Annotated in this window: 18 protein-coding genes; 5 read left to right on the forward strand and 13 right to left on the reverse strand. The window is 35.8% G+C overall.

Going from position 1 to position 17,808, the window contains the following annotated elements; all coding sequences use genetic code 11:
* Positions 1-411, forward strand: a 411-nt coding sequence (locus tag JZO83_RS14430) for a peptidase M23 (RefSeq protein ID WP_242542580.1), incomplete at its 5' end; no start/stop codon positions are given.
* Positions 412-530: 119 nt separating this feature from the next.
* On the opposite strand, the gene JZO83_RS10100 is transcribed toward JZO83_RS14430, so the two are convergent.
* The 8 genes from JZO83_RS10100 to JZO83_RS10135 form a co-directional block, all read right to left on the reverse strand.
* Entirely contained in the window at positions 531-1,052 is a 522-nt protein-coding gene (locus JZO83_RS10100; protein WP_206857404.1) for a hypothetical protein, read from the reverse strand.
* Positions 1,053-1,151: 99 nt separating this feature from the next.
* On the reverse strand, positions 1,152-1,754 hold the full coding sequence (locus tag JZO83_RS10105) for a hypothetical protein (protein WP_206857405.1): 603 nt from the start codon (positions 1,752-1,754) through the stop codon (positions 1,152-1,154).
* Between the two features lie 38 nt (positions 1,755-1,792).
* A complete protein-coding gene (locus JZO83_RS10110) occupies positions 1,793-2,149 on the reverse strand; it encodes an LPXTG cell wall anchor domain-containing protein (RefSeq protein ID WP_242542582.1) in 357 nt (118 codons plus the stop codon).
* 372 nt (positions 2,150-2,521) lie between these two features.
* On the reverse strand, positions 2,522-3,994 hold the full coding sequence (locus tag JZO83_RS10115; RefSeq protein ID WP_207115664.1) for a helix-turn-helix domain-containing protein: 1,473 nt from the start codon (positions 3,992-3,994) through the stop codon (positions 2,522-2,524).
* A 312-nt stretch (positions 3,995-4,306) separates the two neighbouring features.
* Positions 4,307-5,791, reverse strand: coding sequence for a helix-turn-helix domain-containing protein (locus JZO83_RS10120; protein WP_206857409.1), 1,485 nt, complete (start codon positions 5,789-5,791; stop codon positions 4,307-4,309).
* A gap of 413 nt (positions 5,792-6,204) precedes the next feature.
* Positions 6,205-7,152 (reverse strand): ABC transporter ATP-binding protein, encoded by a 948-nt coding sequence (locus JZO83_RS10125; RefSeq protein ID WP_207115665.1) that lies wholly within the window; start codon positions 7,150-7,152, stop codon positions 6,205-6,207.
* Positions 7,149-8,687 (reverse strand): ABC transporter permease/substrate-binding protein, encoded by a 1,539-nt coding sequence (locus JZO83_RS10130; protein ID WP_207115666.1) that lies wholly within the window; start codon positions 8,685-8,687, stop codon positions 7,149-7,151. Before JZO83_RS10130 ends, JZO83_RS10125 begins: the two co-directional genes overlap by 4 nt.
* Before the next feature lie 129 nt (positions 8,688-8,816).
* A complete protein-coding gene (locus tag JZO83_RS10135; protein WP_206857414.1) occupies positions 8,817-9,032 on the reverse strand; it encodes a hypothetical protein in 216 nt (71 codons plus the stop codon).
* A gap of 489 nt (positions 9,033-9,521) precedes the next feature.
* On the opposite strand from JZO83_RS10135, the gene JZO83_RS10140 reads away from it, so the two are divergent.
* Complete coding sequence (locus JZO83_RS10140) at positions 9,522-10,187, forward strand: YitT family protein (protein WP_206857416.1); 666 nt, start codon at positions 9,522-9,524, stop codon at positions 10,185-10,187.
* Between the two features lie 90 nt (positions 10,188-10,277).
* Here JZO83_RS10140 and JZO83_RS10145 read toward each other — a convergent pair whose 3' ends face one another.
* The 3 genes from JZO83_RS10145 to JZO83_RS10155 form a co-directional block, all read right to left on the reverse strand.
* Positions 10,278-11,315 (reverse strand): zinc-binding alcohol dehydrogenase family protein, encoded by a 1,038-nt coding sequence (locus JZO83_RS10145; RefSeq protein WP_207115667.1) that lies wholly within the window; start codon positions 11,313-11,315, stop codon positions 10,278-10,280.
* A gap of 148 nt (positions 11,316-11,463) precedes the next feature.
* A complete protein-coding gene (locus JZO83_RS10150) occupies positions 11,464-12,156 on the reverse strand; it encodes a hypothetical protein (RefSeq protein WP_206857420.1) in 693 nt (230 codons plus the stop codon).
* 77 nt (positions 12,157-12,233) lie between these two features.
* Entirely contained in the window at positions 12,234-13,187 is a 954-nt protein-coding gene (locus tag JZO83_RS10155) for a LacI family DNA-binding transcriptional regulator (protein ID WP_207115668.1), read from the reverse strand.
* Between the two features lie 954 nt (positions 13,188-14,141).
* On the opposite strand from JZO83_RS10155, the gene JZO83_RS10160 reads away from it, so the two are divergent.
* Together JZO83_RS10160 and JZO83_RS10165 are read left to right on the forward strand one after the other, a co-directional pair.
* Positions 14,142-15,047: an ABC transporter ATP-binding protein gene (locus tag JZO83_RS10160; protein ID WP_242542584.1), complete on the forward strand. Its 906-nt coding sequence runs from the start codon at positions 14,142-14,144 to the stop codon at positions 15,045-15,047.
* Positions 15,040-15,777 (forward strand): ABC transporter permease, encoded by a 738-nt coding sequence (locus JZO83_RS10165; RefSeq protein ID WP_207115669.1) that lies wholly within the window; start codon positions 15,040-15,042, stop codon positions 15,775-15,777. The genes JZO83_RS10160 and JZO83_RS10165 overlap by 8 nt, the downstream gene beginning before the upstream one ends.
* Before the next feature lie 143 nt (positions 15,778-15,920).
* On the opposite strand, the gene JZO83_RS10170 is transcribed toward JZO83_RS10165, so the two are convergent.
* On the reverse strand, positions 15,921-16,670 hold the full coding sequence (locus JZO83_RS10170; RefSeq protein ID WP_207115670.1) for an alpha/beta fold hydrolase: 750 nt from the start codon (positions 16,668-16,670) through the stop codon (positions 15,921-15,923).
* 8 nt (positions 16,671-16,678) lie between these two features.
* Positions 16,679-17,065, reverse strand: coding sequence for a hypothetical protein (locus JZO83_RS10175; protein WP_206857434.1), 387 nt, complete (start codon positions 17,063-17,065; stop codon positions 16,679-16,681).
* A gap of 137 nt (positions 17,066-17,202) precedes the next feature.
* Here JZO83_RS10175 and JZO83_RS10180 point away from each other — a divergent pair, with 137 nt between their 5' ends.
* The gene (locus JZO83_RS10180) at positions 17,203-17,751 is read left to right on the forward strand and encodes a DUF2179 domain-containing protein (RefSeq protein WP_206857435.1); all 549 of its coding nucleotides are present in this window, start codon (positions 17,203-17,205) and stop codon (positions 17,749-17,751) included.
* Positions 17,752-17,808 lie beyond the last annotated feature (57 nt).

The following is a 17,808-nucleotide window of genomic DNA, read 5'->3' on the forward strand; positions in this document are numbered from 1 at the left end:
TTTTCAGGTCAAGAACTAACTATTCCTACTGGCGAACAAAAAACAGCTCCTGTAGCTACTCAAGCTCCTGCAGCTCCTGTTCAAGAAACTGCTCCAGTTGTGGAAACACCTGTAGTGGAACAAACTCCAGTAGTCGAACAAGCACCAGTTGTTGAACAAGCTCCTGCTGCTGAAGTGGCAGTTTCGACTGGTACAAACGATGCCAAAGAATGGATCGCACAAAAAGAATCTAGCGGTTCTTACACAGCAACAAACGGACGCTACATCGGTCGTTACCAATTAGACTCTTCTTACTTGAATGGTGACTACTCAGCTGCCAACCAAGAAAGAGTTGCAGAACAATATGTTGCCTCTCGTTATGGCTCATGGGACGCAGCAAAAGCTTTCTGGTTAGCTAACGGTTGGTACTAAGAACGAGTGATTTTATCACTTAATAATGAGCTAAAATAAAAACAGGGAGGACCGAAAATAGATAATCTATTTTCCGATCCTTCCTGTTTTTTGTATAATATTTCTTTATTTGATGACCATCAACTAATGGTAATCGTACCGTCAATCGTCGTTGTATTGACCAATTGTTGTTCGTTATAAATATTGTATAAGATTCTGACATCATGGCTGCCCTCATCAGGTAGATTCTCAAAAGGGATAGAGTCTATTCGATTGTTTGGTGGAATCAATCCTGATTTGTACAATATTTTATTGTTTGAGACTAAATAATACTCTACTTGGATATTGAATGCGTTCTGTCCGTTATTACGTACATCGACACTCGCTTTTCCTTGTGCATCGATTTCTATATCATGCTTCAAGAGGATACGCATTTTGTCTTTATCCACTTGATCTTGCATCGCTTTTAAAATATCTTCATTACTCAATCTTGTCAGGTTATCATCTAAATCTGGCAATCCTACCACTACTTGAGGAGGAGATTGATTAAAATAAAGGTATCCGCCAATCCCTGCAATCAAACTGAAGATAAGCAAGGAAAATAAGATATATGTTCTCTTCTTTTTACTACGATTGTTGTTTTTAATATTACTATGTGCCATTTCTCTCAACCTCCTTTCTCAATTTCTAGTTGAAAAGTATATTTATTTAGATCCTTTTCTAAAGAATTAGGTAATGGATACTTCTCAATATTTGTGAACTTAGTTAGCTAATGCAGTGAAATGGAATGACATCGTATATGCAGGTGTCACGATCACGTTTTGTTGGAATGGACTAGTGATCGCCCCTTCAAATCTTAAAGCTTTTGTTTGTCCTGTTCCGATTGTTGTTAAATAAGTACGAGTATTCAAGAATTGTCCAGAAGCACTTTGCAAGCGAACTGCCGCTTCATTTAGTGGTGTAAAGAACAAGTCTTGAGTGATACCAGTTGAGCTTGTCTCCGCAAAACTATCTACTTCGATCATTACTCTATGTGAAGTTGAATTATTTGTCATTGAATATAACGGCGAAACGATTTCTGGTTGAGGCGTGCCGTCATCTGCCATCGAATTCGCATATCTTACAGTCGTAGGAACCGTGATATCGATATAGCGTTTATCTTCCGGATCAACTGGATCCCACTCACCGATCCAACCTGAAACTTGAACGTCTGCTTTATCGTCACCTTTGATCGTCTGACCAGGTGTATTGTCAGGTTGTCCAGGGATCCAGCCCAAATCAGCAGCAGCAGCATTTAAAGATCCAAGTCCTAAACCACTCAATAAGATAGTTGATACGATCGCTAAATTACTTAGCTTTTTCATATTATGTTTCTCTCCTTGCAGAAATAATAAACATTATTTCAATTAATTTTTTGTAGTCGATCTTCCTTTTGATTGAACGTATAAAACGATCCTATCGAAAAAAGAGTAAGCAATAAACCGATCAAGGCAATTCCATTGGTCAAATGTTCACCAGTTTGTGGGAATTTAGAGGAAGAACCTTTACTTTTACTTGACACTGGAACTGTAGCTTGTTGTTCCTTTTTTTGTTCTCCATTTTGGGTATCCTGCCCTGTGTCGTCTTGATTTTCGGAACTATTTCCTAAATCGCCGATCGTTGCTTCGACATGAACCGTTTGTATTTCTGATTGTTGAGCATGATAGATCGTTGGACTCATAACACATAACAGCAACGCACCTACCATGTAGTACATCATTTTTTTTATCTTACCCTTCACCTCCTATGTAAACGACACGTTTCCCACAAAACAATTATCCTTAAAAAACTAGCACTTTTAAAACCAAGTTTTACCGTTAGTTTGGTAAATAAAATAAGAATATGCAGTTATTTTTACTGCAGATAAATATAAAATACAACTGCTATTATCAACTATTTAACCACATATAACAGCGTTAAAATAGCATTCTTGTATTTCTAAGAACCTTCGCTAAATTTAATAATATATTATTTTAACCAACCAGTCCGAACTTTTCTCAATATTTCCCTATTTGAGAAATAGTTGTGTCATGAAATGCAAATTTTAATAGAATGTCCCTTATTAAGGATGTAGCCGTTTTTTCAAACCGTCTTATATCTCTGCAAGTTCATCCACTTTGATATGATAATAATCCACCAATTTGTTGATGATTGCTTCATCTAAGTAGTTAGATATTCCAAGAGTAGGCACTTCAAAATAATCATTTGAATAGATGTCTGTCAGGACACAATCAAATTTTTGTAAATAGCCATTTTGTATTTTCGTCGCAGGATTTAAAATCTCAATATCAATATTATGTCTAAAGTAAAACTGGATTTCTTCTTTGAGCATACGCATATGATCATAAGAACTATCTAACAGCAGTGCGACATGAAGTTTCACCTTTTGTTTACGTACTTGAATCCATAGATCTGACCATGATGTCAATAATTTAAAGATAGATTGATGGATCATTTCATCTATGTAAATGTGAAATGATGGTCCTAATGTTTGATAGATCTCAAAAAAACGGTCTTCTAAATCTTTGACAAGTGTTGAACTATCTCTTTTTACGTTTAGGTAAAATTCTTTTTTCTTATTATGTAAAATATAGGTTGGCTTTACTGTGTTCATCGTTGTCCAATAAATATCATGAGTCAATTGATCTCGATTCTCACAAACGACCCCGAACTGTTTTTCTAAATAGCCGATCACTTTATTAATTTTATTTTTTTGATCCACTGCATCAACTTCAATATTTAGATATTGTAAACGCAAAGTCGGATGGATCGGTTGATAAAACTCGTAGAATAGCTGTTGGAGATTCTCCTCTTTCAAATGAACAGCGAAATTTTCATTGATTCGGCCTAATAATTCTGTTTCATTGGCGAAATGCTGGAAAATAAAAGGCACGTTCCATGAGAGTAAATTATATCCTTGCTTTAGTCGGATAAAACAGATGAATAAGTGGAATTTCATATTTCCTAAAAACAAATGATTGTCATTATTGACTAATGCCCAAATCGTATTCTCTTTCACAAACACTTCGATAATATCATTGATCAATGAGATATCTTTCATTTCCATCATATTCTCAGGCAAATTATATTTTTCTGAAAAAAACGCAGAAAAAAAATCTCTGATATTCCCTTCATTTCCAACAATTTCAAGATGATTATTGATTTTAAAATCATACTTACTGATCACTTGATTGATTCGATTGATAATACGCGATACCTGTGTTTCAGATATATATAGACTATCACTTAGGTCATCTTTTGAAGCTACTTTCTTAAAAAACAACGTTTCAAGTAAGGTATATTCCAAACTTTTACTTAATATTTTTGAATATATGAATGCTTTTGGTGTAGTTAAATTTTTCTTTAACAATACTCCTGATCTAAAGGAGGTTTCAATCGTCAGTGGTTCGATCATCTCGTTGATTTGTGAAAGATCATTTCTTGTCGTCTTCTCTGAGCTTTCGATCATTTCAGCTAATTCGGCTGTTGTCACCCACTGAGTTTCCCATAATATTTCCAAAATCTTCAACTGACGTTTTAAACGTCCATCTAAGATTTCTCTCATTTCTTTTCCACCTCTCCAAACAAAAAATATTGAACGTCTACATCATTTTTAACATAGTGATTTCTCTAAAAATAATCTCAATCTACCGACTGCTTGGTAAAATAACGCTAAAAGTCATGAAAATTTGTTTTATCAATGTCAATAATTCTATCATTTAAAAAATGGTATAGTTAATAAAAAGACAGACCACTTCTCTATATCGACCATCAGAATTCGTGTATATCTCCTTTCTACCCTATTACGATTGCTAAAAAACAAGAAAAGATATGCCAGTTTATGGCATATCTAATAAATTGGATTTTAAAGTATATTTTAAATCACTAGCTCTTTCCTAAATAACTGGATACTTTCTTTTCTCTTTATAATAAAAGTATGTAATTTGTTGATAAATTCATTATCGAAATAATGTGGGATGCCAATGACCCTTGATTGCTCGATTGCGCCGCGGATCGTAAAAATATCCGTTAATACACAGTCGTATTTTTCTAACTTCGCTTGACTGAACTGATCGAACGGCGATAAGATGTCAACCGAATAAGCGCTTCTGAAGTGCATTTCAATTTCTTCTTTCAACATGCGCAAATGACCGATTGGAACATCCAAGATCAATGCTGCTTTGATTCTATGCGTTTTTTTCATCTCGATACGAAAATCCGACCACTGAGTCACCAAACTGTATATCGATTGATACACCATATTTTTCTTGTCAAAAGGTTTGAGATCAAGATCTTCATAGATTGCTGCAAAACTTTCTTTTAATTCAAACATGATCGTTTGATTTTCACTCATCAATTCCAAGACGAATTCTTCAATCACATTGTTCAAAATAAAAGTTGGCCCAATGATTCGAAAACTACTCCATAAAATATCACTGATCAAAGTATCGATATGGCCACACTCAATGTTGAATCGTTGTGATAAATCTTTGATTAGTTGTTCCATTTGATTATGTAATGATGATTGTTCGATACCTAACTGATGACAGGTTTTTGTCACTTTGAAAGGTTCGCAATAATTTGCAAATAAGTTATATAATATGTCTTCATTCAGTTCTATCTCAAAGCATTCTTGACATTTTTGTTTCAATCCATCGTCATCCAAAATAGTTTGATAGTTAAACACGGTTGCTTTCTTCTCTATAAATTCTCCCTGCCGACAACGGTATAATGCAGCTAGTACTTTTAAATGGATTTTATTCAACAGAAAATGATGTTGATCATTCATTTCAATGATCGTTGCGTTTTCTTCATAGAAACGTTGGATCAACCGATCGATCAACTTGAATTCTTCTTTTAAAAGCAAATTTTCCGCTGAAAGATATTTTTCATACATCAGGCTAGCAAACAATTTGCGAATATTTATCTCTGAACCTTCGATTTTCAATTCATGACTGATTTGTATTGAAAATTTATCTAATACTGAATTTAGCTTTGTCAGTAATCGATTTAACTGCGTTTCTGAAATAAATAGCCGATCGCATAACTCGCCTTTAGTCAGATTCGGATGGATAAAAATTTCTTCGATGATCTGACATTCGATGCAGTTTTGTAAGAACAAAGAATAAAGATGTGTCTTTGATACACCTAGTGTTTTATCTAAGAAAACACCATGTTTAAAAGAAGTCTCAATTTTAAGCGGCTTGATTATTTCATTCAAATGTTTGATATCTGTTCGTATCGTCTTCTCCACTCCCCCGATGACCTGGACGATTTCTGATACAGTTAACCATTCATTTTCCCACAGCAATTCTAGTAATGCTAATTGCCTTGTACTTTGTTTATTTAATATTCCTTTCATTTTACTCCCCCAAATCTAATAAAAAAGCACAGTTATAATCAAAAAAATAACACCCCACCTGTGTCTTTTTTCATTTTTTTATGATATTAAAATTCAAAACTATCCCCTTGTTACTACTTATACCACATTATTTTAAAAAGTATGTACTATTACTTAATCATAATTTTAGAATATAAATCTTCTTATGTCTACAGAAAAATGAAGATAACATGAGATATTTTTAATTATTAATTAAAATACATCCATCACACTAAAAGATCGAGTAAAAGCTGCGTTCATTTCAACTTTTACTCGACCATTTATTTATTTCGTTATCTTAAAGATGTTTTAAATAACTTTAGATGATTCCTCCGTTATCTGGTTAAAGTTATATACATAGAAAATCCACTTTATCACAGAAGTATTCAAGTGAATCAACTTTTCTTCCCACTTAAAAATGCAAATACATTTTTTCTAGAGATTTCTCCAATCGGCGTCTCTTGTTTATATACGCTGACTTTTTCTACTTCTTCCAATTGAGCAAACAATTGCTGTAAAGGTGTATCAAGTTCTACCGCTCTTTGTTGTTCAGTGATTTCCTTTTCAAAAAAACCAGCCAAAATGACTTGTTCAACTGTCTGAGCTTTGTCTTGGATCGATTCCTCGAAGAAGCTACGAACAAAATCATTCTCAGGGTGTAGTAATAATCGTTCTGGGGTATCACATTGGATCAATTCGCCTTCTTTCATTACGGCGATTCGATTGCCTAATTTTATGGCTTCTTCCATATTATGTGTGACAAAAACAATGGTTGTCCCTAACTCTTTATGAAGTGAAAGAACTAACTCTTGCAAGGATGTTCGGGAAAGTGGATCAAGCGCACTGAACGGTTCATCCATCAAAATCACCTCAGGATTAGCAGCCAACGCTCGGACGATCCCGACACGTTGTTGTTCTCCTCCTGATAATTCTTGGGGCATTCGATCACGATAGATGTCTGGATCTAAGCCAACTTTCGCCAGTAACTGATCCGACGTTTCAGAACGTTTCTGTTTTTCCCAGCCTAACATCTCAGGGATCACTTCGATGTTTTGTTTCACAGTCATGGTTGGGAACAATGCGATTTGTTGCAAGACATACCCCATTTGCCAACGCATTTTTTGCAAATTATAGTTTTTCAAAGATTTACCTTTGAAAAACACCTCTCCGTTACTTGGTAAAGAAAGTCCATTGATCATTTTTAGCGAAGTCGTCTTCCCGCTTCCAGAAGGACCGACCAACACAAAGATCTCCCCTTCTTCGATTGAAAGATCTAATTGTCTAATGGCATACTTGTCACCAAAGTTTTTTTGTACGTTTTTAAATTCAATCAGCTCGGTCAATTATTTCCCTCCTTCACCAATCCTTGGTCAACTAGAAATTGTCGTGCGACTTCAGCAGGTTGTTTTTTCTCGACGTTTACTTGATAATTCATCGTTTGCATCTGTTCTTCCGTGATTTTTCCGCTAAGCTTCTCTAAAGCAGTCACAACTTCCGGATGTTCATTTGCAAAATCTTCATTCATCAATGGCGCACCTTGATAAGTTGGGAACAAGCCGCGATCATCTTCCAGAACGATTAAATCATATTGCTTTAATTCACTGTCGGTCGAATAGGCATCAACGACATTCACGTCACCATTATTTATTGCTTGATAGCGTAAACTTGGCTCCATACTTTGAACGCTAGGGAAGTCCAATTGGTAAAGCTCTTGTATTCCTTTATAGCCATCTGCACGGTCAATAAACTCTAAAGTGAAACCTGCTCTGATTTGATTTTCAATTTTAGCTAGATCAGAGATCGTACGCAACTGATTTTCTTCTGCAAAGTCACGTTTCACAGCAAGTGCATAGGTGTTTTGGTATGCCATTGGTTTTAATAGTGTCATTGAGAACTGTTCACTCAACAGTTTATTGGCTTCTTGATAGGTTTCCTCTTTTGTTAATTTTTTCTCCCTTAATGTATCGGGAACTTGAACTAAACTCTCCAATACTGTTCCTGTAAATTCCGGGTAGATATCGATTTGTTGATTTTCTAAAGCACTGAATAAGAAACTCGTTTTTCCGAAATTAGGTTTTAACTCGACTTCCGCGTCAGTTTCTTCTTCAATCAGTCCTTTATACATTTGGATCAAGATATCTGGTTCGGCACCGAGTTTACCAGCAATCGTGATTTTTTCTTGCTTAAAGAAGCTGGTCTGATAAATGGAAGCCCCGGCGACCACAGTCAAGATCAACCCTAATACAAGCATTGTATAACGTGGTCTCAGATGTTGTAGTAAACGGATCAAACTACTGAAAATGATCGCTAATAGCGCAGAGCTGATCGCCCCGATCAATGTTAATACCGGTGTATTCCGATCGATCCCTAGTAAGATAAACGTTCCTAGTCCACCAGCACCGATCAATGCAGCTAATGTTGCCGTCCCGATGATCAACACTAAAGCTGTTCGAATTCCTGAGATGATTACAGGAAGTGCAATGGGTAATTCTACTTTGATCAATCTTCTAAAACGCGACATGCCAAAAGCAACCGCAGCTTCTTCAATCGACGGATCAATCTCTGCTAAGCCAATATAGGTACTTTGAAAGATGGGTAATAATGCATATAAAATCAAAGCAATCAATGCTGGTAATGTCCCGATTCCCACAAATGGAATCAATAATCCTAAAAGTGCAAGTGAGGGAATGGTTTGCAGTACACTTGTGACTTGTAATAAAAATTCTGCCATTCGTTTGTGGCTTACTGCCCAAATAGCCAATGGGATCGCAATCACTGCGGCGATCAGTAAGGCAATCAATGATATAGATAAGTGCTGGAATGTAGCTGCAAGTAACTCTTCTTTTCTCTCACTGAGCGTTTCGATAAACGTATTCATATGACCTTCCTTTCCGTTCTCCTTTAAGTATAAACATAGCCAAGCAAATTCCCAACTAAGTTGTTTTAAAAAAAAACTTGCAATCGAGTCGTTGGTGAGAACCGATTGCAAGTGGCGTTTTCTATTGAGTTATTTGGAATGATAGGGTGTTCCTTGCTGATAAAAATTTTCTTCATATCTGCGTTTTCGTTCGGTTTGTCGATACTTTTTTTCATCCCACATTACAAACCACAGTACAAATGAAGGCAGAAAAATCAACAATGCTGTTTGTAACCCATAATTGCCTATAATAATACCAAAAAATAAAATCAACAACATTGCACCTAAACGTCTCATTGATTGCATATTCGATCACCTCTAAGATTTTATACCGAACGATTGTTCGCACTTCTATTATACGAACAATCGTTCCCTTTGTAAAGTAGAAGTTTTCTTTTTGGGCAAAAAAAAACAGCCAGTAACGTTTAAAATCTCGTGGGGGAGATACTTGTTTACTGGCTTGTTCAATAAATATTATACTTTATCTTGAGTGTCCGTGACCAAAAAAGTAAAAATCGGTTGTTTTGACATCATAATCGTTAAATTTCATAAGATAATCGCTGTTTTTTATATAGAAATGCTTCTTTTTTACTCATGCACTACTTTTCTGGTTTTCAAAATAAAGGACGATGAGATGTTTACCAAGAATTTTTCCAGTTTTCATTGAGAAAATCTTGAAGGAAATAAAATATACTTCTTTATGTATATTTTTTTCCATTTTCCTATTGAATAAATAGAGTTGTTCAGTGTAATATAAAGATTGCTGAAAATTTTCAAAAAGAAAAGAGGTTAGAGATGAAACATATCAAATTTTTATTAGACTTATGTGGAATTATTTTAGGGGCAGCTCTTTACGGATTGGCAGTCACTGGAATCAATCTCCCTTCAAAATTAGCTGACGGTGGTGTTACAGGTATTGCTCTTTTACTAAATCATTTATTTGGCTTTGCGCCCTCTATCACCTCGCTGATCATAAATTTACCTTTATTGTTGGTTTCCTTATTTATTTTTGGAAAACATTCATTTATTCGAACGATAGTCGGAACATTTTCTTTGGTCTTCTTTTTACATGTATGGGAAAATCTGAACGTTCATTTTGCTGTCGGAAACTTGCTTGTGAATAGTCTAATGACCGGGGTTCTTTCGGGGATCGGTTGCGGGCTAGTCTTTCGTTTTGGAGGAAGTACAGGCGGAACAGATATCATTTATCAAGCGATTGAAAAATACTACCATGTAAATATTGGCAAAAGCCTATTTATTATCACTTTTGGTATTTTAATTGTCTCTTTGATGTATTTGGATTTCACTCATTTTGCGTATACTCTTTTAAGCTGTTCGATTTTATCTTATACATTGAATAAAGTGAAGTATCTCAGAATCTCAAATCCTTTCAAAAAAATCACATCTACAACAGCAACAGTGAATCCATTAGAACCTATGGAAGAACCTTACTTAGATTAAGCCATTTTCATACAATAAGAGCTACCTCCTTTAAATAGCATGACTATTTAAGGATGTAGCTCTTTTTTTCTTGTCAGTTGTTTTGTTGAATCAGTGAGCCGCCTTTGGGAATCCACCAGAGACTACTAATTTTCCTTGTTGGCTTCCTTTACTAACTGCCGCCATCGCTTGTTCAAGTGAAGCTCTGGTGATGCCCTTTGAGTAAACCGTTGTGACATGACTATGGAGCTGGTTCGCTTCAAAGAGTTGCGCCAATTTCTTTAAAATCGCTCCTTGTGTGGCGATTTCTTTGTCATGATCCGTTTTTGTAAACACATACTCCCAATGGAAGCTGATCGAATCATTTTTAAAGCCATTTAGATCGATTTTTTCTTTTGTATTGACGATCATCCCGATATGCCCGAGTGGTTGAATGATTTTTTTTATTTCTGATAAATAAGGTTCGATATCATAGAGTACAGCAACATGATCCACACCTTCGCCCCCAACTTCTGCTAATTGGTCATAGAGAGAATGATGGTAATCTAAAGGAACATCTACGCCATTTTTTTCCAGCCATTCAAAGTTTTGCGGGCTAGCGGTAGCATAGACTTTCATACCTGCCCATTTTGCTAACTGTGTCATGATCGAACCGACGCCACCGCCTCCGTTGATCACCAATAATTCTTTGCCTTCATTTGCTCCTTTTTGCGGAATCAGATGGAATTTTTCAAATAGCAGTTCATACGCAGTCAATGCAGTCAGCGGGATCGCAGCGACCTCTTCGTCCGTCAGATTCTGTGGTGCTTTCGCAACGATGCGCGCATCAACTAATTGATACTCTTGCTGACTGCCTCCGCGTTGCGTCGTACCGGCATAATAGACACGATCGTTCACTTTAAAATCTGTCACAGCTGTGCCTACTTTTCGTACATAACCCACGCTATCATAACCTAAGACTGTAAAGGTTTCTGCTTTAACGATTTCTCTTCGCTTTGTATCTACAGGGTTGATTGAGAGAGCAACGACTTCAATCAACAAGTCATGTTCGCCAGGTTCTGGCGTCACGATTTCTTCTTCAACCAATCGTGGGTAAGGTGTGTCACGAGTAAAACCAAATCTTTTCATTGATGAGGGAACAGCCATCATCTTTCGCCTTCTTTCCGTTCAAGTTATCTGATCGATCGACAAAAAAGCTGTTTCACTCCAACATTCAAACAATTTAGCACAAGCCTTGCCTGTTTTTCATTTGACTGAATCGTTGAAGGAATCAACTTTTTTCGTAATTGATTGATTCTTAGTTGAAATAGCCATTCCCATTCAAAGAATCGCCTTGTTCATTGATCAAGCCTTCCAGTGAACGATCTAGTACCCCATGACTTTTTTTACTTGGATGTTTCTTCTCGTCCATTGTTACGCTTTGTTTTCCATCATATGGGGTGTTTTCTGCTTCAAATAGAAGATACGCATTCTTTTCTTTTTTGATCGAAGCAATCAGTTCTTCTTCAGAGATTTTATTTTTCTTCTGATCAGGAATGATTGAAGCTGGCACATATTTAGGTACAAAATAAGACCGTTCTCTTACAGAGCTATTGAATACGCTTCGCGATGAAGACTTTTTCTCTTGTGGTGGTCTTTGCTCTGACGTGCTGTTCCGACGAGCATAACCGAAACTCGTCTGACTGTTTCGTTTTGTTTTCGTCGTATTGCTTTGTCTGTAATCTGGCAAATTTTGTTTATGTTTGGCTAGATTTTCTTTTTGTGTCGAAGCATGTCGAACATTGACTGTCGCATGACTGTTTTTTTCTTTTTTTGAGTAATCCTCAAAATGAAATTCATTGATTTGTTCAAACAATGGCTTGTCGCTCGTATCTGTCATCAGATCATCTTGACCGTCGAACAATACACGTCTATTTTCATTTTTCAGTTTCACGCCGATGTGATCATCATAGGCAGGGAAGCGAAAATGTTTTCGTTTGATTTCTGTCATGTAAACCATCCTTTATAAGTGGACTTTCTCTTATAATAGCATAAATCTTGTATTTTCTATAGCTAAGCGTTAGTCGCTTATCGCTTTCTTGTCGTTTCACGAATGATCAACTCGGGGAAAAAATGGCGATATCCTTGACTCGCTCCTTTTTCGCTAATTTTTTTCAGTAGCATTTCTCCGCAAACTTCACCCATCCGAATAATGCCTTGCTTGACGGTCGTCAGCTTGGGCGAACTGATTTGATCAAGAAATACGCCATCAAAACCAATCACTCCAAATTGCTCTGGTAATTGCCCGCCTACTTGCGTGATACCACGAACGATGCCTAGTGCCAAGCGATCAGAGCTACAAACAAAACAAGTCTTATCTGTAAATTCGTCCCAATGCTCGGTGATATATTTTTCTGGTGTGGTCGAATGATTATCAAAACGTAACATTCTCGGTGTTAAGCCAGCTTCTTCCATTACTTTTAAATAACCTGCTTCTCTAGATAATTCAAAAGGCTCTGCTTCATCAATACCAATATACACGACTGTTTGGTAACCAACTTCTAAAGCATATTGGGTCGCTTTAGCAGTTCCGTATTGATTGTCGCTATCGACATAATCGTAGCCCATGCGATTCTCACCAAATAAGACGACTGGCTTTTCCAAGCGATTGATCCAATCAAAATCTCTTTCACGCACCCCTGTAATGATATAGCCATCACAAGACCCGACATCAAACGCATCATTGGTCACTAATTGCAAGGAATAATGTTCTTTTCCAATTCTTTTAGCGATTCCCATGAGTAAATTCATATAATAAGGTTCTGTCGTATCGATTTCTTCAAGAATAAACAACTTGATGATTTGTGAACGGTTTGAAACTAAGGCTTTTGCTGCAATATTTGGGCGATAATCAAGCTCAGCCATCGCTGTAAAAACTAATTCTTTTAGTTCATCCGTCACTTGTTCTGGATGATTGATCACCCGAGAAACTGTCATTTTTGAGACATTTGCTCGTTTAGCTACATCTGCTAACGTTGGCATAAAATCTCCCCTTCCATGCCTAAATACATAACTATAGTCATTATAGCAAAGAATCGGGAGAAAAATAAAAAATGATTTTAGTTGTCTAATTTTATTATAAAGAAATACCACCGAACGTATAAACCGCTTAAGTATTTCATTGCAATGCTTAAAACAGACAAGTTTATAAAGGATATTGAAGCTTTTTAGCGAAATCCCCTCAATATTATAAATATTCCCACATATTTTTATAAATAGTCGGATTTATTTTTTAAATTACTATGACCTAATTGAATGGATAGGCTATACTAGACTAGACAGAAAAATTAAGTTGTATAGATTAAAAACACGCTTATTGATGTTTTCACGTCAAGACTTGAAAGTCGCACCTTTACATAATTGTTTAATCAACAAGCGGTTGAGACAAACTAAAATATCTGGTCTTTCTCTGAAAAGGACAACAATACTCCTGAACAGAAAGAATTGAAGGAACTGTGAAACAAGCCTTTATCCGGATTATTTACGTTCAGTATTTTATACAGATTGAGGAAAAGAAATTGACACTCAAACGATTGAACAGATTCTTGCAAGCTTTTTTTAAATTGAGTATTGCATAAGTAAAGAAGGATATCCTATATCAGTTGGAGATCCAACATTTTGTCTATGTTCATTGGTGTAACTATCTACGATTACATGATTCATTAAGATACGCTCCCCCCCTTTCCCATCAGAATATTAGATTACCCATGGAGGCTCGTTATCAAGGGCTATCGGATCAAAAGAGTAATCAAGCAACTACAATTTATAATTTTTGTCAAAATAAGTGTTGCCATTTCAAGTTAACTTTTGAAAATTTAGGTCTTCCAATAAATTCAATCTTTCAATTTGATTACCCATCTTTAATGCTTTCGAAAAAAAACATCTACTCTCATACTTTATAAACCCTTTAAATTTTATCATCTAAGGAGGAACATTATGTCTGAAGTAATTGTTATAGAACAATTGCAAAAAGTACTTTCAAAAAAAATTATTCTCGACAATATAAATGTAATTATCAAAGAAAATGAATGTATTGCTCTTCTAGGTAAAAATGGTGCAGGAAAAAGTACACTTATAAAGATTATTTTAGGAAATTATACAATGAGTAGTGGTTCTATTGAAAATAGATATTCAAAAAGCGAAATTGGTTACCTCCCTCAAAAAACAAGTTTTCCCGATGATTTAAAAGTTTCTGAGTTACTCCAGTTTGTATCAAGCTTTTCCACCAATCCTCTGTCTGTTGATAAGATAAATGATGTATTAGGTTTTACAGAAGAACAATTGAAACAATTCGCAAATACGCTCTCAGGTGGCCAACAACGAATTCTTGACTTCTGTTTATCAATAATCAATCAACCTAAGTTATTGATTATTGATGAACCAACTGCCGGTATGGATACACTCACTCGCAAACGATTTTGGGATATCATACAGCGCTTGAAGGCAAACAAAACGACTATTCTTTTCACGACACATTATATCGAAGAAGTTGACTATTGTGCGGATAGGGTGCTTTTATTAGATAGAGGAAAAATTATCGCGGATGACACGCCTTACAGGCTAAGAATAATGGAACGAAAAAAAATATTGATGATAGAATTACAAAGCTATCAACGATACCAGCATAAGCTAAAAAAGGTTATCCAGAAACATGATATATTCTTAAATGAAAAAAAATCCTTGGTAGAATTACATTTCTCATTTGATCAAACAGTATCTATCATCAAAGATTTAATTACTATCGATTTCCCTTTAGATGATATCGAACTAATGAATACATCTTTACTAAATTCTATTTTCAACGGAATCGATTCAATCAGAAAGGAAGACGCCAATGAGTAATCTTCTAAAAATAGAAATGATACGGCTGACTAGAAATAAAAAATATCTTATTATGAGCGTTGGTATGCCTGTAGTTTTTTACATTATATTTACTGCGATGATACAGATGCCTACAGAAGAAATACAAATAGTATTCATGAGAGAATACCTTATGTCTATGACTACCTTTAGTTTGACAAGCTTTTCCCTTTTTACTTTTCCGTTTGAAATAATCGAAGACAAAAAAAATGGTTGGAGATCCTTGATCAACCGTTTACCTATTCGTGAATATGAGGTTTATTTAGTGAAAATCATTAAAATGATTATCCTTTTTATTTTAGCTATCTCATTAGTTTTTCTAACGGGATATTTATTTAGAGGGGTTAAGTTGTCCATTATAGAGTGGATTGTTTCATCTCTATTACTATTATTTGGTGCTCTTGCTTTCTTGACCCTTGGGACAATTCTAAGTAATTTTAAAGAAGAAAAAACTGCTTCCGTTTGCGCAAACATCTTGTTCTTAGGTTTGGCTTTATTAGGAGGTCTATGGTTCCCCACTGAACAATTTCCTTCTTGGTTACAGTCAATTTCTAAAATGACACCTACGTATCACTTTAGAGAGTTGGCCGTTGGCTATATCAACAAAGGCTCCATTCCAATAGTATCAATACTAGCAATGCTTGCTTATAGTTGTCTTTTTTTAGGCATTTCCTATCTTATTATATTGAAAACAAAAAAAAGCCATTCATAATGACTTTTCTAGAACTAAATATGTAGATACCAAGAAAAATCAAAAAGTTGGTTTTCTTGGTATCTCTTTGTTTTTAGCATCTATAAATACAATAGTTTATCTTCTTCATGTAAAATCTTCCAGTCATTTTAGCTGCTGAAACGCTACATCATCCCATCCAAAAACTCTGCAGCTTCTTCCATCAATGGGACTTCTACCATATGACGTTTCTCCGAAGAGGCACGAAAGACGATGCCCTTGCCGTAAGACTCATCCTTATTTTTTTCTACAAATTTAGCTACTTGCTGATAAGGGATTTTCTCATCTTTTTCGCCATGCCAGAAAAACAAAGGACGTCCGGCTAATTTTTCTGGGTGCATCGATAGATCGTAATGATTGACCCATGAAATCAAGTCGAAGTAATCATCTGGCAACTTGTAGTGGTATTCTTGCGCTCTACGTGAAATTTCTTTACCATATTCAAGTGGTGCTGGTGATCCCATCAAGCAGATACCGCCAGTGATCTCAGGATGCTTTGCCAATAAGGCACATGTGGTCATGCCACCCATCGATACACCACCCACTGCCAATTTGTCTGAAAGAAGTTCACGTTTTCTTAAATGTTCGATCAATGTATCGAATTCAAATAGATTGCCGTAAATACTACTCCAAAAAGTAAAGGAAGGGATTTTTGACACCGGTTGCTTCCGTTCTCCATGATTCATGGCATCGGGGAGTAAGACTCTCATTCCTTTTTTTGCCATTTTTCTTCCTTGCGTCAACACAAGTTCCTTACTCGTCTGCCAGCCATGATAATAGATCACTACTGGGATTTTTTCTGACTTCAACTCTTTTTGGACCACTTCTAAGACTGGGATATTTTTTATTGTTCGTTTCAAAATAATTGGATTCACTGATCGATTCACCTGATTTTCATAAGATTGGCTGAACGTAATGACAGCCATAAACCTAACATCACTTGTACAAGACATAATAGTCCAAATGTAGTTGTGTAAACATCCATTCTTTTAACAAAGAATAGCATGGCGAATACCCCTGTGATCCCTAACCCTATTGATAGTACTGGGTAAATAGACATTTTAAAAAAACTAGCAAAACTGCCAAAGATATTTCCAATAAATACCATTAAGAATAGAAAAATACTTAATATTACCCCGTCTGTCAATGAGATTGGGAATAACAAAGCATTCGCTTCGACTGGTTGTTGGATTGCATTGTTGCCTAAATACATACTAAGAAAAATACTACATATATGACTGACTCCAACGACCTTGTTCATTCGCTTCATCGCGCTCACCTGACTCTCTTTATAATTCTATTATAATCATTTTATCATTTTTTTAAAGTAATAAACGTTTATTCTTTTCTTCATTTGAATTATTTCTGATATGATGAGTATAGAGAAATCAGAAAGGAGTTCTTACCATGTTCGATCCAAAAATGTTAGCGATGATCTTTTTCATCAATTTCGCTTACATCACATTAAATACATTACGCTTTATGCTGACCATGAAAGGCTATCGTTATATCGCACCTTTAGTTAGTATGGTTGAGATCATTATTTACATCGTTGGTTTGTCGCTGGTCTTAGACCGCTTAGATAACCCTTTGAACTTATTCGTTTACGCACTAGGCTATGCTGTGGGTATCAGTGTCGGGATCGCCATCGAAGATAAATTAGCACTAGGCTATATCATGGTAACAACGATCTTGCCAGCGAATACGTCTGAAGATAAGAACTTACCGATCATTCTTAGAGAAAATGGCTTTGGTGTGACACAAACTTCTGCGACAGGACTTGAAGGTGAGCGTTTAGTATTAGAGATTCTTTCTCCACGTAAAAGTGAGCGCGAACTTTACCGATTGATCAAAGAAGTGGAAGAGCGGGCTTTTATTATCTCTTATGAACCAAAATATATTTCTGGTGGGTTCTGGACAAAAAAAGTGCGCAAACGCCGAAGCAATGTAAAATAAATAAATGTGAAGTAAATGATGATCTGATGAAGCCCTTTCATCAAATCATCGTTTATT

This window comes from Enterococcus sp. DIV1298c, assembly GCF_017316315.1.
GTDB classification, from domain to species: Bacteria; Bacillota; Bacilli; order Lactobacillales; family Enterococcaceae; genus Enterococcus_B; species Enterococcus_B mangumiae.